At 53.6% G+C, this 21,302-nt stretch carries 22 protein-coding genes, 2 tRNA genes and 3 other RNA genes; 12 read left to right on the forward strand and 15 right to left on the reverse strand.

Annotated elements, in window-relative coordinates; all coding sequences use genetic code 11:
- Positions 1–9: 9 nt before the first annotated feature.
- From SPH27_RS06220 to csgB, 4 genes are all read right to left on the reverse strand, one after another.
- Positions 10–330 carry a type 1 fimbrial protein gene (locus tag SPH27_RS06220; protein ID WP_096151205.1) on the reverse strand — a complete coding sequence of 107 codons (321 nt, stop codon included), beginning with the start codon at positions 328–330 and terminating at the stop codon, positions 10–12.
- A 164-nt stretch (positions 331–494) separates the two neighbouring features.
- On the reverse strand, positions 495–827 hold the full coding sequence (gene csgC / locus SPH27_RS06225) for a curli assembly chaperone CsgC (RefSeq protein WP_033145185.1): 333 nt from the start codon (positions 825–827) through the stop codon (positions 495–497).
- Between the two features lie 60 nt (positions 828–887).
- Positions 888–1,340 (reverse strand): curli major subunit CsgA, encoded by a 453-nt coding sequence (gene csgA, locus SPH27_RS06230; protein ID WP_033145184.1) that lies wholly within the window; start codon positions 1,338–1,340, stop codon positions 888–890.
- 41 nt (positions 1,341–1,381) lie between these two features.
- The gene (csgB, locus tag SPH27_RS06235) at positions 1,382–1,837 is read right to left on the reverse strand and encodes a curli minor subunit CsgB (RefSeq protein WP_033145183.1); all 456 of its coding nucleotides are present in this window, start codon (positions 1,835–1,837) and stop codon (positions 1,382–1,384) included.
- Between the two features lie 764 nt (positions 1,838–2,601).
- Here csgB and csgD point away from each other — a divergent pair.
- From csgD to csgG, 4 genes are read left to right on the forward strand one after another with little or no spacing between them, the layout of a single operon-like run.
- Positions 2,602–3,252, forward strand: a complete 651-nt coding sequence (gene csgD, locus SPH27_RS06240) for a biofilm master transcriptional regulator CsgD (protein ID WP_021240790.1) — start codon at positions 2,602–2,604, stop codon at positions 3,250–3,252.
- Positions 3,253–3,256: 4 nt separating this feature from the next.
- The gene (gene csgE / locus SPH27_RS06245; protein WP_033145182.1) at positions 3,257–3,646 is read left to right on the forward strand and encodes a curli production assembly/transport protein CsgE; all 390 of its coding nucleotides are present in this window, start codon (positions 3,257–3,259) and stop codon (positions 3,644–3,646) included.
- 23 nt (positions 3,647–3,669) lie between these two features.
- Complete coding sequence (gene csgF / locus SPH27_RS06250; protein ID WP_008500846.1) at positions 3,670–4,083, forward strand: curli production assembly/transport protein CsgF; 414 nt, start codon at positions 3,670–3,672, stop codon at positions 4,081–4,083.
- Positions 4,084–4,109: 26 nt separating this feature from the next.
- Positions 4,110–4,943: a curli production assembly/transport protein CsgG gene (gene csgG, locus SPH27_RS06255; RefSeq protein WP_025755858.1), complete on the forward strand. Its 834-nt coding sequence runs from the start codon at positions 4,110–4,112 to the stop codon at positions 4,941–4,943.
- 43 nt (positions 4,944–4,986) lie between these two features.
- Here csgG and SPH27_RS06260 read toward each other — a convergent pair whose 3' ends face one another.
- The 4 genes from SPH27_RS06260 to ghrA all read right to left on the reverse strand — a co-directional run bounded on the left by SPH27_RS06260 (position 4,987) and on the right by ghrA (position 7,902).
- Positions 4,987–5,469, reverse strand: coding sequence for a DUF1097 domain-containing protein (locus SPH27_RS06260; protein WP_074399111.1), 483 nt, complete (start codon positions 5,467–5,469; stop codon positions 4,987–4,989).
- 96 nt (positions 5,470–5,565) lie between these two features.
- The gene (locus SPH27_RS06265; RefSeq protein ID WP_182072970.1) at positions 5,566–6,120 is read right to left on the reverse strand and encodes a TorD/DmsD family molecular chaperone; all 555 of its coding nucleotides are present in this window, start codon (positions 6,118–6,120) and stop codon (positions 5,566–5,568) included.
- Positions 6,121–6,141: 21 nt separating this feature from the next.
- The gene (locus tag SPH27_RS06270; RefSeq protein ID WP_033145179.1) at positions 6,142–6,879 is read right to left on the reverse strand and encodes a phosphatase; all 738 of its coding nucleotides are present in this window, start codon (positions 6,877–6,879) and stop codon (positions 6,142–6,144) included.
- Positions 6,880–6,963: 84 nt separating this feature from the next.
- Positions 6,964–7,902, reverse strand: a complete 939-nt coding sequence (gene ghrA, locus SPH27_RS06275) for a glyoxylate/hydroxypyruvate reductase GhrA (protein WP_182072971.1) — start codon at positions 7,900–7,902, stop codon at positions 6,964–6,966.
- A gap of 232 nt (positions 7,903–8,134) precedes the next feature.
- Here ghrA and SPH27_RS06280 point away from each other — a divergent pair.
- Positions 8,135–8,222: transfer RNA gene (locus SPH27_RS06280), tRNA-Ser, on the forward strand.
- 663 nt (positions 8,223–8,885) lie between these two features.
- On the opposite strand, the gene SPH27_RS06285 is transcribed toward SPH27_RS06280, so the two are convergent.
- Positions 8,886–9,791 carry a LysR family transcriptional regulator gene (locus SPH27_RS06285; protein WP_094934946.1) on the reverse strand — a complete coding sequence of 302 codons (906 nt, stop codon included), beginning with the start codon at positions 9,789–9,791 and terminating at the stop codon, positions 8,886–8,888.
- Positions 9,792–9,900: 109 nt separating this feature from the next.
- Here SPH27_RS06285 and SPH27_RS06290 point away from each other — a divergent pair, with 109 nt between their 5' ends.
- From SPH27_RS06290 to SPH27_RS06315, 6 genes are all read left to right on the forward strand, one after another.
- A complete protein-coding gene (locus tag SPH27_RS06290) occupies positions 9,901–10,761 on the forward strand; it encodes a pirin family protein (protein ID WP_064672263.1) in 861 nt (286 codons plus the stop codon).
- 20 nt (positions 10,762–10,781) lie between these two features.
- A complete protein-coding gene (locus SPH27_RS06295) occupies positions 10,782–11,459 on the forward strand; it encodes an isochorismatase family protein (protein ID WP_048979238.1) in 678 nt (225 codons plus the stop codon).
- 137 nt (positions 11,460–11,596) lie between these two features.
- Positions 11,597–11,684, forward strand: a tRNA-Ser gene (locus SPH27_RS06300).
- 228 nt (positions 11,685–11,912) lie between these two features.
- Positions 11,913–12,048, forward strand: a non-coding RNA gene (locus tag SPH27_RS06305) — RtT sRNA.
- A gap of 46 nt (positions 12,049–12,094) precedes the next feature.
- Positions 12,095–12,230, forward strand: a non-coding RNA gene (locus SPH27_RS06310) — RtT sRNA.
- 227 nt (positions 12,231–12,457) lie between these two features.
- A non-coding RNA gene (locus tag SPH27_RS06315) (RtT sRNA) lies at positions 12,458–12,595 on the forward strand.
- Between the two features lie 199 nt (positions 12,596–12,794).
- On the opposite strand, the gene phoH is transcribed toward SPH27_RS06315, so the two are convergent.
- The 4 genes from phoH to efeU all read right to left on the reverse strand — a co-directional run bounded on the left by phoH (position 12,795) and on the right by efeU (position 17,374).
- Positions 12,795–13,583, reverse strand: a complete 789-nt coding sequence (gene phoH, locus SPH27_RS06320; protein ID WP_024908976.1) for a phosphate starvation-inducible protein PhoH — start codon at positions 13,581–13,583, stop codon at positions 12,795–12,797.
- 500 nt (positions 13,584–14,083) lie between these two features.
- On the reverse strand, positions 14,084–15,367 hold the full coding sequence (efeB, locus tag SPH27_RS06325; protein ID WP_284593222.1) for an iron uptake transporter deferrochelatase/peroxidase subunit: 1,284 nt from the start codon (positions 15,365–15,367) through the stop codon (positions 14,084–14,086).
- 5 nt (positions 15,368–15,372) lie between these two features.
- Entirely contained in the window at positions 15,373–16,500 is a 1,128-nt protein-coding gene (efeO, locus tag SPH27_RS06330) for an iron uptake system protein EfeO (protein ID WP_096150549.1), read from the reverse strand.
- Between the two features lie 40 nt (positions 16,501–16,540).
- The gene (gene efeU / locus SPH27_RS06335) at positions 16,541–17,374 is read right to left on the reverse strand and encodes an iron uptake transporter permease EfeU (RefSeq protein ID WP_048979081.1); all 834 of its coding nucleotides are present in this window, start codon (positions 17,372–17,374) and stop codon (positions 16,541–16,543) included.
- Positions 17,375–17,625: 251 nt separating this feature from the next.
- Here efeU and SPH27_RS06340 point away from each other — a divergent pair, with 251 nt between their 5' ends.
- A complete protein-coding gene (locus tag SPH27_RS06340; protein WP_029740188.1) occupies positions 17,626–18,810 on the forward strand; it encodes a NupC/NupG family nucleoside CNT transporter in 1,185 nt (394 codons plus the stop codon).
- Positions 18,811–18,880: 70 nt separating this feature from the next.
- Here the strand turns inward: SPH27_RS06340 and SPH27_RS06345 are convergent, their stop codons facing one another.
- Together SPH27_RS06345 and putP are read right to left on the reverse strand one after the other, a co-directional pair.
- Positions 18,881–19,300: a DUF3574 domain-containing protein gene (locus tag SPH27_RS06345; protein ID WP_182071668.1), complete on the reverse strand. Its 420-nt coding sequence runs from the start codon at positions 19,298–19,300 to the stop codon at positions 18,881–18,883.
- Between the two features lie 116 nt (positions 19,301–19,416).
- The gene (gene putP, locus SPH27_RS06350) at positions 19,417–20,925 is read right to left on the reverse strand and encodes a sodium/proline symporter PutP (protein WP_023311090.1); all 1,509 of its coding nucleotides are present in this window, start codon (positions 20,923–20,925) and stop codon (positions 19,417–19,419) included.
- Between the last annotated feature and the right edge of the window lie 377 nt (positions 20,926–21,302).

A 21,302-nucleotide genomic window follows, 5' to 3' on the forward strand; every position in this document is an offset into this window, starting at 1 on the left:
GAGCGCGCATTAGCGATACTGGATTTCGACAACCGCGAGCGTTTTTTCAGGATTAAGGTATTTCATATTGAGCGTTGCCACGTTTGAGTCGCTCACTTTCCCGTTAAGCGCCTCTTCATAGCTGACCATACGCGTTTGCATACGGTTATTATCTGGACATGACATGGCAAACTGTTGCTTCTGGGGAGTGACTTCACAGGGGTCGGCGACAATGGCACCGCGAAAATGAATGACACCGCCGTCAACAACCCTGGCCGAATAAGCCGGGATACTCAAAGCAGAAACGACCAGACCCAGACCTGCCATGAGTCGAGCAAAATAGTTGTTCATTATAGGTACTCCTCAATGAAAATCGTCCATGAGGGGTAAACGCGCTTCATTTATTATTGCAAACGAAGTTTCACGTTACGGAACATAACGACCTGGTCCCTGATATCAGCATAGCTCAACGGCACAGACCCGCCACATTCTCAACCTATTGATTTCATGAACGTTTAGAGCGAGCGTTCCGCTGGCGACCACTGTTGTGATAAATGCAGCGATTTACCGTCTGAAACGGTGACAACGATTTTTACCGTGTCTCCCGCATTAATATTTAAACTCAGGCGCATTAAATCAATCGTCTGATTAGCGGGTATAAAAAGTGTGTTTTGCTGCCGGGAAGAACTTTGTCCCCCCTGCCCTTCTCGCACAGAAACAATCTGAACCTGACAATCACACGACTGCGCCAGAGTGACCTGAGGGACAATGGTGGTCATATTTTCCTGCTGTGACGTTTTGAAGGTTATCTGGCTGGAAAGCGCGGCGAGTAGAATTAAGGTATTCATGATGAACTCCCGAAAAAAAACAGGGCTGATGCCCTGTTTTTTGTAGCACAGATTTCAGTATCAGTACTGATGAGCTGACGCGTGGTTACCAAAACCGATCTGGGTAACGTTAACAGTCGAGTTGGACGCAGTCTGGTCTACGAGTGCACCGTTAAAGCCGCCGGACTGGCTAACGTTCATAACGGATTTTTTACTGTTCCACTGATCAAGTGTCGCACTGTTGCCAAAACCTTTCTGGGTCAGGTTGATTTTACTGTCATCAGAGCCCTGACCAACGTCAGCACCGTTAAAGCCGCCGGTCTGGCTAATATTCAGGACGGAATTTCTGGCGTCTGTCTGCAGGGCAACCGCGGAGTTACCGCCACCGTTCTGATAAATATTCAGAGTTGAATTTGGGCCACTGTTTCCACCATGACCATGTCCATGACCCCATCCGCCCTGATTAATAGAACCCGCCATAGCACTACCAGAAACTACGATTGCTGCAAGTGCTGCCACTTTGATAAATTTCATGGTAAACCCCCATCGGATTGATTAAAGTCGTCGCGAACGCGCTAATGTTGAATAACGTTAATCGCCATTTGCGACTGTTTCTGCACTACAACTGCGGTTTTCTGCGTACCGTACTGCGTAATATTTGCTCTATTACCCGACCCTTTCTGGATAATTTTCGCGCTATTACCGTATCCATCTTGCGTAATACCTGCATCATTCCCGTTACCGCTCTGATCGATCCAGGCTAAATTGTAACTCCCTGATTGATCAACTCTCGCTCTGTTACCCGCCCCATCCTGAGATACAATGGATAAGAGTCTTGAACCGTCCTGGCTAACCTCAGCGTTATTGAAAACGCCCCGTTGACCAATAATGGCTGCCTGATTGAGTGATGAAAGACTTAATTCGTTAACCGCAAAGTTATATTCAGCATTTGCCAAATCTGAATTCGCTGCGGTTACAAATCCAGGCGCACCCAGTAATGTAAACATCATAATTAACGATGTGTTTTTCATGTTGTCACCCTGGACCTGGCTATTTAATCACGCCATAACCCTATAACAATGCTACTTGTTAAAACGACTCGTATTGTGTTAACGCGTCGTTACGGTGAAGAGTATGTCCGCTGAAACATTTTAAATATCTCACCCGCGCGGCTTATTTTTATTTATCGGCTCACCACAAAGTCGTAATTTACATCAAAAATCACTTTAATCAGGTCAGCTTATATTTTTTATTAAGCAGGTCTTGCGATCGGGTTGTACAACGGGATGAAGGCTGTCCAGGCGTCATCCCGCGTTGTTTAAACGTAACGGCTGGAGATCATTTTTCTCAGTGCGTGACACGACGCCTGTTTTCTTAAGCCAGGCAGTAGCCCATTCATGGGCTTAGAAATAATCTGAAACTCATACTTAATTACTGTTGCGCAAAAATAACAAATAATCTCAAAAATCAATCACATAAAAATATTTGTATGATTTTTAAAATCTGTGCACATCTATTTATATGTACAACTTTTTCATCAATTATTACCATTAACAACAAGCAGTTTTCACAAATTAATATTGATTTTTACATTCTGTTACACGTTTAACACTTGCTTTAAACTTCGTAAAAGCTAGATTGAAATTAGATGTACGAAATTGGTTTTATATTTACCTCCCTGTGGAGGTTATGGTCTGATTCTACACACAGCAGTGCAACATCTGTCAGTACTTCTGGTGTCCTCTAATAAACAGGAGGACAGCTGCCAGGTGCCAAAAAAAAGTGGGGTTTCATCATGTATAATGAAGTCCATAGTTTACATGGTCATACATTACTGTTGATCACAAAACCTTCTTTGCAAGCGACAGCGTTATTACAACATTTAAAGCAATCTTTATCACTGAACGGGAAATTGCATAATATTCAACGTTCTTTTGATGATATTGCACCTGGCAGCATCATTCTTTTCGATATGATGGAAGCTGATAAAAAGCTTATCCATTACTGGCAAGATATTTTAAGCAGGAAAAACAATAATATCCGCGTGCTATTGTTGAATACGCCTGATGAATATCCTTTCAGAGATATTGAAAGCTGGCCGCATATCAATGGCGTGTTCTACGTCACGGAAGAAGAAGACCGGGTGGTAGAGGGGCTGCAAGGTATATTGCGCGGAGAGTGTTATTTTTCGCAAAAGCTTGCCAGCTATCTCATCACGCACTCCGGAAATTATCGCTATAACAGTTCAGAGTCCGCACTGCTCACGCACCGTGAGAAAGAGATCCTGAACAAGTTACGCATTGGTGCTTCAAATATTGAAATCGCCCGTTCGTTATTTATCAGCGAAAATACGGTAAAGACGCACCTTTATAATCTTTTCAAGAAGATAGCTGTTAAAAACCGAACTCAGGCTGTTTCGTGGGCAAACGATAACCTCAGGCGTTAATCACATGAAGCGCACGTTGAGTTGGATCGCCGCAGCGAGTTTCCTGCTCGCTGCCGGGAATCTGAAGGCCGTCGAGGTCGAAGTTCCCGGATTGTTAACAGACCACACTGTCTCATCGGTCGGGCACAGTTTTTACCGCGCCTTCAGTGACAAATGGGACAGTACCTACACCGGAAATATAACAATCAACGAGCGGCCCAGTGCACGATGGGGAAGTTGGATAACAATAACGGCTAATCAGTACGTTATTTATCAAACGTTTTTATTCCCGACCAAAATAGACTTCGATAAAAACGTAGCCTTAGCACTGGCACAATCAGAAGACGCTATTAATCGCCTGCAAATAGATAAAGCCCTATTAAGCACCAGCGATTTAGCAAAAGACGAGTTCTAGCGAACCGATATGCGGAGGCTGTCATGCGTATTGCATATGCAGTTGTTTCGATAATGCTGATAACACCCATAAGCTGGGCCGGAAACATGACGTTTCAGTTCCGTAACCCTAACTTTGGCGGTAACCCTAATAACGGCGCGTTCCTGCTGAACGAAGCCCAGGCGCAAAACTCCTATAAGGATCCCAGCTTAAAGGATTTTAGCGTTGATACCCCGTCCGCACTGGACAACTTCACTCAAGCTATTCAGTCGCAGATTTTAGGTGGGTTACTGACCAACATTAATACCGGTAAACCCGGCCGCATGGTGACCAACGACTTTATCGTTGATATCGCCAATACTGACGGACAGCTTCAGTTGAACGTGACCGATCGTAAAACCGGAAGAATCTCCACTATTCAGGTTTCCGGTCTACAAAGTAATTCAACTGACTTTTAAACAATAGCTAAATAAGGACAACGATCATGCAGCGCTTCCTGATATTTGTTGCAGTGTGCTTATTGAGCGGTTGTTTAACTGCTCCACCTAAAGAAGCTGCAAAACCGACATTAATGCCTCGGGCCCAGAGTTATCGTGATTTAACGCATTTACCTTCACCGACGGGGAAAATATTTGTCTCCGTATACAACATTCAGGATGAAACCGGGCAATTCAAACCTTACCCGGCAAGTAACTTCTCCACGGCTGTGCCGCAAAGCGCCACCGCCATGCTGGTTACCGCGCTCAAGGATTCGCACTGGTTTATTCCGCTGGAACGTCAGGGGCTCCAGAACCTGTTGAATGAACGCAAAATCATTCGTGCCGCTCAGGAAAATGGCACCGTCGCGGACAATAACCGCATGCCTCTGCAATCTTTGGCGGCAGCGAACGTGATGATCGAAGGATCGATTATTGGCTACGAAAGTAACGTTAAGTCGGGTGGTGCAGGAGCTCGTTACTTCGGTATCGGTGCGGATACCCAGTACCAGCTTGACCAAATCGCCGTGAACCTGCGTGTGGTTAACGTCAGTACAGGCGAAGTGCTCTCTTCGGTGAACACCAGCAAAACCATTCTGTCTTATGAAGTGCAGGCAGGGGTATTCCGCTTCATCGATTACCAGCGTTTGCTGGAAGGTGAAATTGGCTACACCTCTAACGAGCCGGTCATGATGTGCCTGATGTCAGCCATTGAAACCGGCGTGATCTTCTTAATCAACGACGGTATTGACCGCGGGCTGTGGGATCTGCAAAACAAAGCAGACGTGCAGAACCCGATACTGGTGAAATACCGCGATATGTCAGTCCCTCCGGAATCCTGACAGGAAGCGCATAAAAAAGGCGAGATGATTATCTCGCCTTTTTTTATTCGCTCACCGCAGTGATGTTTTGCGCTTTTCCCCGTCGCGATGCCAGCCAAAGACCGCTGTTTTTCATGGCATAGCCAAACAGCAACCCCAGCGCCAGGGAGGGAACCACCAGCTTCCAGTCACCCTGCCCTGCAAAGGTCGCGCACGCCCCCATAAAGGTCCCCGGCACAAATGAAAGCAGCAGATGCTTAGCCTGGATGCACATTAAAAAGGCAACGACACCCGTCATGACGTACCCCAGCATCTCCAGATGTGGCGCCAGCGCGCTGCCCTTCATGATCACCAGCGCCCAGATAACACCGCTCATCAGCGTGCAGCCAGAGATAAAGAGCCCTTTGACGCCCCCCTGCGGACAGGCGAAATAGGCGGTGCAGCCGAGGAACCCGGCCCAGCTGAGCAATCCGAGAGACACGGCTACCCATCCCCAGAGCCCGGAGAGAATACCTGTCGTTAGTGCGATACAAAGTAATATATTCATGGCGCGCATCTTAGCAGATGCGCACTATAGAAATGAGATCAGAAGCACATTACGTGCAAGTTGAAATGTTGAGTTGCAGAATTTATGTGATCTAAATCACTCTTTGTTCTCTTCTTCCAGCTCATCCCACATTGCCGCGATAGCGTCGCGGGTCAGCGGAGCCAGCGTTCTCCAGAATGGCGAGGTGGCATGCGCTTCGACTTTACCCAGGAATGTCCCGACCCACGGCAGCAGGTACGTTTCGAACAAGGTTTCGATGGCTTCATTCTCATCATCACCGGCGTTGTCTTCGATCCAGGACGCCGCCAGCAGCAGCGTACCGATATGATCGGCTGGCGTATCGCTCAGCGGCATACCGCGCGTGGAGAGGAACGCGCGGACTTCCGCTTCCGTTGCCCCTTCCTGCCAGGCTGAACGGTATGGCGAAACGCGGCACTCATCGCCAACGAACAGCGCATTGTAGTCCGTCGCAATCTGCTGCATGTCGCAGCTTTTTTGCAGACGTTCCAGTAAATCATCCTGTTCCAGCGGCCAGTTCTGCGCCAGTTTGCCTTCACGAATTAACGTAAAGAGCGGAACCAACAGCGGGTCTTGCGGCTGGCGATAATAGAGCGTACCCAGCACGCGGCAGAGGATGGAAAACTCGTTCATTTTTATGATTCCATTACACAATTAAAGATCGGCAAATTCGGCTATCGGTTCCATTCCGCGCGACTCGAGGAAATCGAGCATGCGGCGTGGGGTCACGTTCAGGATTTGCGCTTCCGGGAAGTTAACATCATTCAGCACTTTCAGGCACTCGCTGAAATCGCCCAGCGTAAACGCGGTATGAGAGTCTGAGCCCAGCGCCACCATGCCACCTGCGTCACGCACGGCGGCAGCCACTTCGCGACAGTTGGCTTCACTGCCCTTACGCGAGTGCACAAAAGAGGAGTTATTAATCTCCAGCGCCACGCGGTGCTTCGCTGCCGCCTGCGCGACAGCCTGAATATCAATCGGATACCTCGGGTTACCGGGGTGGCTGATAATGTGCACATTGCCGCTGGCAATGGTAGCAATCATCGCCGCGGTGTTGGTGTCTTTATCCTGAGGCGGGAAAACCGGCTCATGAAAACCGGCGAGGATAAGGTCAAGAGACGTCAGCATCGGGCCGGTGCAGTCGATCTCACCGTCGGTATTCTTGATGTTCGCTTCAATACCGCGCAGTATCCCAATGCCGTCCACCAGGCGTGGCCAGATCCGCATATTCACAAAATGCCAGTAGTGCGGCGCATCCGCCATGTCCGGGCCATGATCGGTGATCGCGAACAGCTTGATGCCTTTAAGCTTCGCCTGGGCGATATAATCATGGAGGTTGCTATACGCGTGGGTGCTGGCGACGGTGTGCATATGCAGGTCAACGGGATACATCTCTCTCTCCTCTGCGGTTTTTCCAAAGGATAGCAGTTATCAGCGGCGAATATTAGCAAAAACCCGGCGAACGCCGGGTTTCTCTCAGTAGCCGCGCTGTCTGTGGACCTGTCCGGTGACCGCGTTACCCTTTTCCATTTCGCTGATGGTATGGGATATATACGCCACCGCTTCTGCCGGACGCGTCACGGCAGCCACGTGCGGGGTCATCGCCACGCGCGGGTGCGCCCACAGCGGGCTTTCCGCGGGCAGCGGCTCACGGCTATAGACATCCAGCATGGCGCCTTTTAGCTTTCCGCTGTCCAGCGCCTTCAGCAGATCGCCTTCCACGACATGGACCCCGCGCGCCAGGTTCATCAGGTAGCTCTGGTCGACGAGCTGATTGAGCAGGGCTTCATTGATGATCCCTACCGTTTCCGCCGTGTTTGGCAGCAGGTTAATAAGCACGCGCGTGCCTTTCAGGAATGCAGGAAGCTCATCCGTTCCGGCAAAACTCTCAACGCCCGGATAATCCTTGCGGCTGCGGCTCCAGCAGCGCAACGGGAATCCCCACGGGGCAAGCGCTTCGGCCACTTTTGAGCCCAGCACGCCCGCACCGAGTATGCCGATCGTAAAGTCTTCGCGATGGTACTCCGGCAGCGGCTCCCAGTGGGCTCGCTGTTTAAAGGCCTGATAATCATCAAAGCGGCGGAACCAGTGCAGCACCTGGCTCACGGCATATTCCTGCATTTGCTGGCCCATTCCGGTATCTTCCAGGCGGAAAAGGGGGATATCTTCCGGCAGCATTTCAGGGTGTGCCTTCAGTTTGCTCAGAATGGAATCCACGCCGGCTCCCAGGGCAAAAACGGCCTTCAGCTTGCGGCCCTGGAGCATTTCTACCGGAGGATGCCAGACCAGCGCATAGTCAGCATGTTCATTATCGCCACGCTTCCACTCGCGAACGCGGGCGCCGGGTAACGCCGCCGAAAGCGCCTTGATCCAGTATGCCGTATCAAACGTTGGGTGATAGAAAAGTATATCCATTGTCATTCCTGCCTTTTATTGCGCTGATTTATTTTGCTTTTTCACTGGACGGTCAGCATATCAAATTTATAGCGCAACTGTGTTGCTGATAAAAAAGACGCTTTCAGCACATTTAAGAATCATGTTGCCTGAAGTTTGTCTAAACGCGCTAAATTACTGAAAAAGTGAGTTGACGGCAGTTCGGCTTTTCCTTACATTAGCGCCCGTCCCGGCAACAACGGGATGACAATATGGTGAGGTGTCCGAGTGGCTGAAGGAGCACGCCTGGAAAGTGTGTATACGGCAACGTATCGGGGGTTCGAATCCCCCCCTCACCGCCATATTTAAGATGAGAGCTCGTACGAAAGTACGGGCTTTTTTCTTTTATATTCTCCGTGAAGGGGGGGAAGAGAACCCCCGACCGGGGTTCGACAACTGGCGACAGCCAGTTGGACAGACTGAGAGCGCAGCGAACAGGCTGCCCGCACAAAAACGCCGGGAGCGTTTTTGAACAACGCCTGCGTTGGCCCAAAGGGGCGAGGCCCATGGATGGGCCGAGTAACCGCGAGCGAAGCGAGTCAATCCCCCCCTCACCGCCATATTTAAGATGAGAGCTCGTACGAAAGTACGGGCTTTTTTCTTTTATATTCTCCGTAAAGGGGGGGAAGAGAACCCCCGACCGGGGTTCGACAACTGGCGACAGCCAGTTGGACAGACTGAGAGCGCAGCGAACAGGCTGCCCGCACAAAAACGCCGGGAGCGTTTTTGAACAACGCCTGCGTTGGCCCAAAGGGGCGAGGCCCATGGATGGGCCGAGTAACCGCGAGCGAAGCGAGTCAATCCCCCCCTCACCGCCATATTTAAGATGAGAGCTCGTACGAAAGTACGGGCTTTTTTCTTTTATATTCTCCGGAAAGGGGGGGATGAGAACCCCCGGTGCTATATGCAGCTCGGTGCGGTCTGAGCCCCTCACCCTGCCCCTCTCCCCAGGGGAGAGGGAAGTGTTATTCTTCCACCATCCGCGCATACTCTTCGGTCAGAAAATCCACCAGCGTCCTGACGGACGGCAGCAGGCCGCGCCGCGAAGGATAAACAGCATGAATCACTTCCCGTCTGGGTTCCCATGCGTCGAGCACCCGTACCAGTTCCCCCGTCGCCAGCTGGTCCTTAACCATCAAAATCGGCAGCTGCACCACGCCGATGCCTGCCATGGCAGCTTCACGTAGCGCCAGCATGTCGGTGGTGATCAATCGAGGATGGTAATGGATCTCCGCTTTGGCACCTCCGGGACCGGACAGCTCCCATTTATGAATATGTTTCCCCTCGTTCATGCTTAACCCGGGCCAGGCACTGAGTTCAGACGGCACGACGGGTTCTCCCATGCGTTGAATCAACGCCGGACCCGCGACCAGACAATGTCCCCTGTCAGCCAGCACCCTTAATACCAGGTCGCTGTCATCAAAGGGACGCGGGCGTACGCGGATCGCGATATCAACCCCCTCTCCCACCAGGTCTACCCGCCGGTTGGTCGCCTCAAGCTGAAGATTGATCCCGGGGTAGCGCGCCATAAATCTGGCCAGCATCGGACCCACGTGGACATGCAACAGAGTTATTGGGCACGTAATTCTGACAACACCGCGCGGTTCAGCCTGCAGTGCCGCCACGGCTTCCTCCGCGGCCTCGGCCTCCACCATCATCGCTTTACAGTGCTGGTAGAAGGTCTGCCCGACCTCGGTCACCGTAAACTGTCGGGTTGTTCGGTGGATAAGCCGCACGCCAAGGCGTTCTTCCAGCTGCGCTATCCGGCGGCTTAGCCTGGACTTTGGCAGATCAAGCGCCCTTCCCGCCGCCGCAAAGCCGCCGTAGTCCACCACCTTCACAAACCAGACGAAGTCATTGAGATCCTGCATAAATCCTCATCGTTCCATTTTCAGAACAGTGAATGCCATTTTCACTATCTACCGGAGTATTAACTCTGAATATAAGCTAATTACATCAACAGAACATCAGGAGTTAATCATGAAAAACGTAACAGGCGTTTATACCGCTCCCCGCCAGCACTGGGTTGGCGATGGTTTCCCGGTACGTTCGATGTTTTCTTACCAAACCCACGGCGAGCCGCTGAGCCCGTTCCTGCTGCTGGACTACGCGGGCCCGTACACCTTTCCGGCAGATGGGGCGAAACGCGGCGTAGGCCAACACCCTCACCGGGGTTTTGAAACGGTCACCATCGTCTATTCCGGTGAAGTAGAGCATCGCGACTCCACGGGCAAAGGCGGCGTCATTGGCCCCGGCGACGTGCAGTGGATGACGGCAGGTGCAGGCATTTTGCACGAGGAGTTCCACTCCAGCGCGTTCTCGCAGAAAGGCGGAGAACTGAAAATGATGCAGCTTTGGGTCAACCTGCCGGCCAAAGACAAGATGGCGGCACCGGGCTACCAGAGCATGACGAAGGATGCGATCCCGGTCGTGACGCTACCGGATAACAGCGGTTCGCTGCGGGTTATTGCCGGTCGCTACGAGGCTGTAACCGGCCCGGCGCACACCTTCTCACCGCTCAACGTCTGGGACATCGCGCTGAACCTGGGAAGCCATCTGACGCTCAATCAGCCCGAAGGCTGGAGCACCGCGCTGGTCGTGCTTGAAGGCAACATTACGGTGAACGGTACAACGCAGGCGGGTGAAGCCCAGCTGGTCGTTTTGAGTCAGGAAGGCGACAAACTGCACCTGGAGGCGAACAGCGATGCCAAAGTGCTGCTGATGGCGGGCGAGCCGCTGAATGAACCCATCGTGGGCTATGGCCCGTTTGTGATGAACAGTAAAAGCGAAATCAACGAAGCCATTCGTGATTTTAATTCCGGCCGCTTCGGCCAGATCTGAAATTAATAAAGGAGAAGATAATGTCTACACCTGCGAATTTTAATGGCGCACGTCCGGTTATTGATGTGAACGATGCGGTGATGTTGCTTATCGATCACCAGAGCGGTCTGTTCCAGACCGTTGGGGATATGCCAATGCCGGAACTGCGCGCCCGTGCGGCTGCGCTGGCAAAAATCGCGACTCTGGCGAAGATCCCGGTGATCACCACCGCGTCAGTCCCGCAGGGACCGAACGGACCGCTTATCCCGGAGATCCACGCCAACGCGCCGCATGCGCAGTATGTTGCCCGTAAAGGCGAGATCAACGCCTGGGATAACCCGGAGTTTGTTGCGGCGGTCAAAGCGACCGGGCGCAAGACGCTGATTATTGCGGGTACAATCACCAGCGTCTGCATGGCCTTCCCATCAATCAGCGCGGTGGCGGACGGCTATAAGGTGTTTGCGGTGATTGATGCCTCCGGCACCTACAGCAAAATGGCGCAGGAGGTCACCCTGGCGCGCGTGATGCAGGCCGGTGTGGTTCCGATGGATACGGCGGCGGTGGCCTCTGAGATCCAGAGAACCTGGAACCGTGAGGACGCAGCCGAGTGGGCTGAGGTGTATACCCACATCTTCCCGGCTTACCAGCTGCTGATCGAAAGCTACGGCAAAGCACAGGAAGTAGTTAAAAACAGCGAAGTGCTCGATTCACAGCGTTAATAACCCGTGCTGCGACAAGAGCTGATTAAGGCTTAACCGAACGAGCACGAATACAGAAAATCTGCTTGACCGTGTTAGCGCAACTCCCTATAGTAGCGCCCCGTTGCCCCCCAAGCGGTCAGGCAGCAAAACAATATGGTGAGGTGTCCGAGTGGCTGAAGGAGCACGCCTGGAAAGTGTGTATACGGCAACGTATCGGGGGTTCGAATCCCCCCCTCACCGCCATATTTAAAGAAGAGCTCGCATGAAAATGCGGGCTTTTTTTTCGTATGTTGCACACCTCTGGGGGGATGAGAATCCCCCGACCGGGGTTCGACAACTGGCGACAGCCAGTTGGACAGACTGAGAGCGTAGCGAACAGTCTGCCCGCAGGGCGAGCGAAGCGAGTCAATCCCCCCTCACCGCCATATTTAAAGAAGAGCTCGCATGAAAATGCGGGCTTTTTTTTCGCATGTTGCACGCCTGCGGGGGGGATGAGAATCCCCGACCGGGGTTCGACAACTGGCGACAGCCAGTTGGACAGACTGAGAGCGTAGCGAACAGTCTGCCCGCAGGGCGAGCGAAGCGAGTCAATCCCCCCTCACCGCCATATTTAAAGAAGAGCTCGCATGAAAATGCGGGCTTTTTTTTCGCATGTTGCACGCCTGCGGGGGGGATGAGAATCCCCGACCGGGGTTCGACAACTGGCGACAGCCAGTTGGACAGACTGAGAGCGTAGCGAACAGTCTGCCCGCAGGGTGAGCGAAGCGAGTCAATCCCCCCTCACCGCCATATTTAAAGAAGAGCTCGCATGAAAATGCGGGCTTTTTTTTCGCATGTTGCACACCTCTGGGGGGATGAGAATCCCCCGACCGGGGTTCGACAACTGGCGACAGCCAGTTGGACAGACTGAGAGCGTAGCGAACAGTCTGCCCGCAGGGCGAGCGAAGCGAGTCAATCCCCCCTCACCGCCATATTTAAAGAAGAGCTCGCATGAAAATGCGGGCTTTTTTTTCGCATGTTGCACGCCTGCGGGGGGGATGAGAATCCCCGACCGGGGTTCGACAACTGGCGACAGCCAGTTGGACAGACTGAGAGCGTAGCGAACAGTCTGCCCGCAGGGTGAGCGAAGCGAGTCAATCCCCCCCTCACCGCCATCTTTAAAGAAGAGCACGCATGAAAATGCGGGCTTTTTTTTCGCATGTTGCACACCTCTGGGGGGATGAGAATCCCCCGCTGCTATATGCAGCCCGGTGCGGCCTGAGCCCCTCACCCTGCCTCTCTCCCCAGGGGAGAGGGGATAAAAAGCACAAAAAACAAAGCCCGGTTTCCCGGGCCTTGAACACAACAGCAAACTCAATAATACGCTTGCAGCGTGCGCTGACAGAGCGCTGAACGCACGCAGTCCTCTTTAGTGAAGCGTACCACCCCAATCATCTCATCTTCCTCAAAACGTGACATGGCGTCGCTCAGCCCGGATTTCACGCCGGATGGCAGGTCACACTGGGTAATATCGCCGTTAACGATAACCGTCACGTTCTCCCCGAGGCGCGTTAAAAACATCTTCATTTGCGCAGCGGTCACGTTCTGAGCCTCGTCAAGAATGACGACCGCATTTTCAAATGTACGTCCGCGCATATAGGCGAACGGCGCGATTTCCACCTTGCCAATCTCTGGTCGCAGGCAGTACTGCATAAAGGATGCACCCAGTCGCTTCACCAGCACGTCATAGACGGGCCTGAAGTACGGAGCAAACTTCTCCGAAATATCTCCGGGCAGGAAGCCGAGATCTTCATCAGCCTGCAGTACAGGACGGGTAACAATAATGCGCTCCACATCCTTATGAATCAGCGCTTCCGCCGCTTTGGCTGCACTGATCCAGGTTTTCCCGCATCCGGCTTCACCGGTTGCAAAGATGAGCTGTTTACTCTCGATAGCATTCAGGTAGTGCGCCTGAGCCTCATTGCGCGCCACAATTGGAGAATTATCACGGCTGTCTCGGGCCATGCCAATTGCTTCTACGCCACTCATCTGCACAAGCGAGGTGACCGATTCTTCTTCACGCTGTTTATGGCTACGTGAATCCCGTCTCAGCACACGTTTTGCTTCGCGACGAGCTTTGATCACTGCTTTTTGTCTTCCCATGGATAGCACCTTGAGTTGTTGGTATTCATCACACGCGCCAGCTTCGGCACGATTATGCGCACGAACATCAGAGGGTTGGCTTCCTTGTAAGCCATTGCTTGCTTTATCGGATAACGATACGGAACAGCTACGCGCACCGTTCTGCACGTCGGTCGAATCAGATTCTTGAGGAAGGGGGGAGAATTTAGTGGTGAGGAAATCGCTGCCGGAGTCTGAGCCTCCGCGCCGGGTGCTGCGGTTGTTATGTTTACCTTGTCCAGTACAGGACGCAACCATTCGCGATCTCCATAGTGATTCAGCATCACTGCCGGGAACTACCGCTGTCTTACCTTAAGTACATCAGGAGTTATCATAAATGCAACATTTATTTTACCTGAATGCAACTTTTAAGACTGTCCCTACAGGTGAAATCAGTCTCATATAGAAATATTACAGAAATATAACAGGAGGATAGTCATATGAAAAAATAATGTCCCCGCGAACGGTTGCGGGGACAATTATCAGGCTTCAATAAGACCTTGAGCGAGGTACGCGTTCCGATCGCGCACGCCCGGCAGGGCAAAGAAATAGCCGCCGCCGATGGGCTTAATGTACTCTTCCAGCGCTTCGCCGTTGAGCCGCTTCTGCACGGTCAGGAAGCCTTTTTCCAGATCGTGCTGATAGCAGACGAACAGCAGGCCCATATCAAGCTGACCGGCGTTGGTCACGCCGAGCGAATAGCTGTAGCCACGACGCATCATCAGGCTGGACTGCGTCTCTTTGGTGCGCGGATTAGCCAGACGAATGTGGCTGTCCAGCGCGATGGTATCGCCATTGGGATCGCTGGCGTAGTCGGGCACGTCATGCTCGTTCTTCATGCCGAGCGGCGCGCCGCTTTGCTTATCGCGACCAAAGATCGTCTGCTGTTCTTTGAGCGGCGTGCGGTCCCAGAACTCCACGTGGAACTGGATAATCCGCACCGCCTGATAGCTGCCGCCCACCGCCCACGCCGGTTCGCCCTGATCCGCCGTCACCCATACCACGTCTTTCATCAACGCCGCATCGCTGCTGTCCGGGTTGGCCGTACCGTCCTTAAAGCCCAGCAGGTTCACCGGCGTCTCTTTCCCTTTACTGCGGGCGGCGTGGTCCGAGATAAAACCTTCCCGCTTCCAGCGCACGCTCAGCAGATCCGGCGTGTGCTTGATGATATCGCGCAGGGCGTGGATCACCGTGTCCTGAGTATTGGCGCAAATCTGCAGGAGCAGGTCGCCATGGCACAGCGCCGCGTCCAGAGAGTCATTCGGGAAACGCGTCATTTTCTGCAGCACTTTCGGCTTCTGTTTTGCCAGCCCATAGCGCGCGTCAAACAGCGATTCACCCAGCGAAACGGTAATGGTCAGGTTATCCGGGGCGATAAACGGCCCCAGAATGCCGGAGTCCATTGGCGGCAGACGCGGGTTCGGCGTATCGGGCGCCGGTCCGCCAGCGGTAAGAAACGCGATGCGCGTCGTCAGCAGGCGGAACAGGCGCTCCAGATCGGCTTTATCGCTGGCCAGCGAATCAAAGGCCACCAGCATCATGGACGCCTGCTGCGGCGTCAGGATGCCTGACTGATGCTCGCCATAAAACGGCTGCGTCTCCATGCGGGCATTGGGTGACAGCGTGCCGGGCGCGCTCTGCGGTTTCGCCGCATGCGCTACCGGACAGCCACCGGCCAGAGCAAGAGCGCCCCCCAGCGCCCCCACCCCTTTTAACAATCGACGACGTGAAGGCTCAACCACATCGTTCTCGTTATGCTTATTCATCGTGCTTAGTCCAGACCCAGTACGCCGCGCAGCAGAGAGAGATCTTCCGCCAGGGCGGTAATTGGGCCTTTCAGCGCGTTACGGTCGGCATCGGTCAGCTTGTCGTAGGTTTCAAACCCGTCTTTGGTACGGTACTTCGCCAGAATGGTGTCGACTTTTTTGAAGTTGGCATCCACTTTGGCCAGCAGTTCGCCGTTCTCTTTCTGCAGCTGTGGACGCAGCAGGTTAACAATTTTCTGCGCGCCGTCGACGTTGGCCTGGAAGTCCCACAGATCGGTATGGCTGTAGCGATCTTCTTCGCCGCTGATTTTGCTCGCGGCCACTTCTTCAATCAGACCAGCCGCGCCGCCCACCACTTTTGACGGCGGGAAGGCCAGCTCGCTGATGCGCTTTTGCAGCTCCAGCACGTCGCCGTTCAGCTGCTCGGCGTATTTCTCCATCCCTTTGGTGGAGTTGTCGCCAAACAGCGCTTTTTCCAGACGGTGGAAACCGGTGAATTTCGGATCGGCGGCTTTCTGCTCGTAATCGTCTTCGCGGGCATCAATGCTGCCATCAAGGTCAGAGAACAGTTCGGCAATCGGCTCGATGCGCTCGTAGTGCTGACGGGTTGGTGCATACAGGGATTTCGCTTTTTCGATGTCACCGGCCTTCACCGCATCGGTAAAGGCTTTGGTTGCCGCCGCCAGGTCCGCCGTCTCTTTCGTGACATAGGCTTTATATGCCGTAATCGCGTCGCCCAGGCTCAGCACCGCAGCGCCTTTCGCCGCATCGGCCGTCGCTTCACCTTTGACGATCAGCTTCCCTTTAGGGTTGGTCAGCAGGCCGCAGGTCATCTCATACTCGCCCGGCTGCAGGTTGGCGGTCATCTTCTGTGTGAAGCCAGGGGCGATGTTTTCACGCTCCTCCACCACCAGAACCCCTTTCAGGATTTCCCATTCCAGCGCCTTCTGGCTGTGGTTCTGAATAATGAACTGGGTTTTGCCGCTGTTCACCGTGAGGGTCATCGGCTCACACTGCTTATCATTGACGGTGACTTTGACCTGAGGAACATCCGCGCCCCAGGCGGAGAATGCAGAAGCGAACAGCGCGGCAATGCCTGCGCATAACGCACTACGACGGAACTGAATTGCCATGACTCTTCCCTTTAAAAGTATGTTGTAACTAAAACAAAAATTATGGCGTAACGCGCGACGCCTGCGTGCCGGTACGCGGCGGCATTGCGAACAGCACCAGCGCCGGAACCAGATAGATAAAGTACATCGCCACTTCGCTGACGCTCGGCGTTTCCTGATAGCCGAAGATACCTTCGAGCAGGGTGCCGGTCAGAGAGTGCGTGGAGAGCACGTTGCTGAGGTCGAACGCGACGTCCTGGAAATGGTTCCACAGGCCCGCCTCGTGGAAGGCGCGAATCGCCCCTGCCGCCAGCCCTGCCGCCACCAGCAGAATAAACAGGCTGGTCCACTTGAAGAAGGCGCCCAGGTTCAGGCGAATACCGCCCCAGTAGAGCAGAAAGCCGAGCACAACGGCGGTTGCCAGCCCGAGCATCGCGCCAACCGGCGGCCAGATCCCCACGTCCTGCTGAAATGCCGCCAGCAGGAAGAAAACGGACTCCAGGCCTTCACGCGCGACGGCAAAAAAGACCATCATGATCAGCGCCCAGCCGTGGTTATTGCCCTTTTGCAGCGCATTATCCACCGCCTGCTCCAGCTGCACCTTCACGTTACGGGAGACTTTACGCATCCAGAACACCATCCAGGTCAGGATCACCACCGCAATTACGGCGACGATCCCCTCAAACAGCTCCTGCTCTTTCTGCGGGAACTCCCCGGTGGTTTCGTTGATGAGGATACCGAGGCCCAGACAAAGTGCCGCGGCAAGGAATACCCCGACCCACATGACGCCAATCCAGCGTGCGCGCTGGGTTCGCTTCAGATAGCTGGCGATGAGACTCACGATAAGGGCAGCTTCAAGCCCTTCACGTAACATAATGAGAAATGGAACAAACATGCCGACACCTTAAATGTTTATCGCGGTCAACTGATGCAAAGAAAGGTAAATTCTTGTGATAGTGATTATCATTACGGCGAAAAGAAACACAAGCGAAATGTGTGGTGTTTTGATGACGAGTTGTAAACGCAAAGCCTGTTAATAGTTGCCGACGTTACCGTTAAGTTTATAAGTTATAATAAAATTGCCCATTTACGGTTAACCAGCGCTGTGGCTAAATATCCGCCTCAAACACCTGGTGAAAATTAACTATGTTTAAAATTGTCCATTTCCTGCTGGCGCTGGTGATTATTCTTGCGCTTGCCTGGCTGGTAAGTTTCGACCGCCGAAAAATTCGCATTCGTTATGTTTTACAGCTGATTGTTATTGAAATTGCGCTGGCGTTCTTTTTCCTGCACGCCGAAAGCGGGTTATTCCTGATTAAATATGTTTCCGGCTTCTTTGAATCACTGCTGAAATTTGCTTCGGAAGGGACCAATTTCGTCTTTGGCGGAATGGGTGAAAAAGGGCTGGCGTTCATTTTCCTCGGCGTGCTTTGCCCGATTATTTTTATTTCCGCGCTGATTGGTATTCTTCAGCACTGGCGGATCCTGCCGATTTTTATTCGGGTCATCGGCACGCTGCTGTCAAAACTGAACGGTATGGGCAAGCTGGAATCCTTTAACGCGGTGAGTTCGCTGATCCTCGGTCAGTCGGAAAACTTCATTGCCTACAAGGGCGTGCTGGGCGATCTCTCCTCTCGTCGTCTGTTCACCATGGCGGCCACGGCCATGTCGACGGTCTCCCTGTCGATTGTCGGCGCCTATATGACCATGCTCGACGCCAAGTTTGTCGTCGCGGCGCTGATTCTGAACATGTTCAGCACCTTTATTATTCTCTCGGTCATCAACCCGGCGCGCCCGGAAGCGGAGCCGGATATCAAGCTGGAAAAACTGCATGAATCGCAGAGCTTCTTCGAAATGCTCGGCGAGTATATTCTGGCCGGTTTTAAGGTGGCGATGATTATTCTGGCCATGCTGATCGGCTTTATCGCGCTTATTAGCGCCGTTAACGCCCTCTTCTCCAGCGTATTTGGCATGAGCTTCCAGCAGATCCTGGGCTATGTATTTTATCCCCTGGCGTGGCTGGTGGGTATTCCGCTGAGCGATGCCTTAAACGCGGGCAGTATTATGGCGACCAAGCTGGTGGCGAATGAATTTGTGGCGATGATTGAGCTGCAAAAAATCGCGCATCAGATGTCCCCTCGCGGGCTGGGCATTTTGTCCGTCTTCCTGGTGTCCTTCGCGAACTTCGCGTCCATCGGCATTGTGGCCGGGGCGATTAAGGGCCTGAACGAGCAGCAGGGGAACGTGGTGTCGCGGTTTGGTCTGCGTCTGGTGTACGGCGCGACGCTGGTGAGCCTGCTGTCGGCGAGCTTTGCGGGGTTGGTGCTCTGATGCAATACCGGGTGGCGCTGCGCTTACCCGGCCTACAAAACAACAACGGCGGGATTTCCCGCCGTTTTTATTAGAACTGCACGCACACCGGCTGATCGACGCGCATCACCGACTCCTGCGCGAAGCGGGATTTATAAATCCCGCGTAACGCTTCGATGTTCTTCTCGCTCTGCGCATCCTTACCGTGGATCAGCATCAGCGCTTTGCTGGGTTCACGCGCCACTTTCCCGTCGTTCCCCAGCCACTGCCCGCGCGCGTCAAACACCGTTAAGCCATCGCGGAAACGCGGCGTCACGTCCTGATCGACAAACTGCTGCCACTCGTTGCTGGTGATTTGCGCCCCGGCAGGACGATTTAAGCCGAAATAGAGCGTGGTTTGCTGCATCTGGTTACCCGCCTTGCAGGTCTCCACCGCCGCATGTTGCGATGGCGCCGTGCAGCCAGCGAGCATCAATAATGCCGCTGCCATTACCCCTGTTTTGATTGTCATGCTTCGCTATCCTCATTGTTATAAGCACAGGGATATCACAGGAAATTACGGATTTTGGCAAGAAAAAAGCCGGGTGCGCTTGCGCTCACCCGGCCTGCATTGTGCAGCGAGAATAATTATTCTGCCTGGAGCTTAGACGGCGGCGCAGTGTGGTAATGCGCGTCGGCTTCAGCAAAGCGTTTCTGCATGGAGGCAGACGGGGCTTTACCCAGCAGGCTGAACACCACGATGCCGATGCTGCCGAAGATGAAGCCCGGAATGATTTCGTACAGGCCCAGCCACGCGAACTGTTTCCAGACGATAACGGTCACCGCACCGATGATCATCCCCGCCAGCGCGCCGTTACGGGTCATACGTGACCACATGACGGAAAACAGCACGACCGGACCAAACGCCGCACCGAAGCCCGCCCACGCGTAGCTCACGAGGCCCAGCACGCGGTTTTCCGGATTGGCCGCCAGCGCGATGGCAATCAGCGCCACCAGCAGCACCATAAAGCGCCCTACCCACACCAGCTCTTTCTGGCTCGCGTTTTTACGCAGGAAGGCTTTGTAGAGGTCTTCGGTGATCGCACTGGAGCAAACCAGCAGCTGACAGCTCAGGGTGGACATCACCGCCGCCAGGATTGCGGAGAGCAGAATACCGGCAATCCACGGGTTAAACAGAATTTGCGCCAGCTCGATGAACACGCGCTCGGCGTTCTGGTTCACCGCGCCCGCCTGCGCCGGGTTGTTGTTGAAGTACGCGATGCCGAAGAAGCCGACCGCACACGCCCCCGCCAGACACAGGATCATCCACGTCATGCTGATGCGACGGGCATGAACGATGGTGTGGTGAGAATCCGCCGCCATAAAGCGCGCCAGGATATGCGGCTGACCGAAGTAGCCCAGACCCCAGCCCATCAGCGAGACGATGGCCACGAAGTTCAGCCCTTTCAGCATGTCGACGTTTTCGATGCTCTTCTGCTTGATCACTTCCAGCGATTCGCCAAAGCCGCCAACGGTGAAAATCACAATCACCGGAGTCAGGATCAGGGCGAAGATCATCAGGCTCGCCTGCACGGTGTCGGTCCAGCTTACCGCCAGGAATCCGCCCACGAAGGTATAGAGGATGGTCGCCGCCGCACCGGCCCACAGGGCGGTTTCGTAGCTCATGCCGAAGGTGCTTTCGAACAGACGCGCGCCGGCCACGATGCCGGAGGCGCAGTAGATGGTGAAGAACAGCAGGATAACCACCGCAGAGATAATGCGCAGGATGCGGCTGTTATCTTCAAAACGTCCGGTGAAATAATCCGGCAGCGTCAGGGCGTTGTTGTTGGCCTCGGTATGCACGCGCAGACGGCCTGCCACCAGCTTCCAGTTGATCCACGCGCCGACGGTCAGACCGATGGCGATCCAGCTTTCAGAGATACCGGAGATGAAAATCGCGCCGGGCAGCCCCATCAGCAGCCAGCCGCTCATGTCGGAGGCGCCCGCAGAGAGTGCGGTCACCATCGGGCCTAAACTGCGTCCGCCCAGAATGTAGTCGTCAAAGTTCTTTGTAGAACGCCACGCCAAAAACCCTATCAGGATCATGCCAAAAATATAAACGAGAAATGTCACCAGCATCGGTGTGCTAATAGCCATTCAAATTCTCCAAAATGTCGAGCGACAACCATCCGGGCTGCCTTGTTATATGATCACCGGAACGAGGTGAATGTATCTTGTGTTTCGGTTGGGCGCGCTATCCTGCCGTATGCGCCTTCCGCTGACAAACGATTTAACACTGCATTTACATCAATTTCATCCCCGGTTTGATACGAGTTTTCTATAGGTTGCACTCGCTCACGCTTTTACGGGTTGCACCTTTGAAAAGTGTTAACTACCGCATAAAACCAGGCTTCCCGCACAAAAGCCAGCGCGTTTTCCCAGCTAACTATTCGTTAACAATCCATTCATTTCCCGGGTTGCAAACCAGGTCACATTTAACACGGTTGCACAAAGTTGCAACATGGTGGATATTT

It is taken from the genome of Enterobacter sp. A103 (genome assembly GCF_034427535.1).
Taxonomy (GTDB): domain Bacteria; phylum Pseudomonadota; class Gammaproteobacteria; order Enterobacterales; family Enterobacteriaceae; genus Enterobacter; species Enterobacter asburiae_B.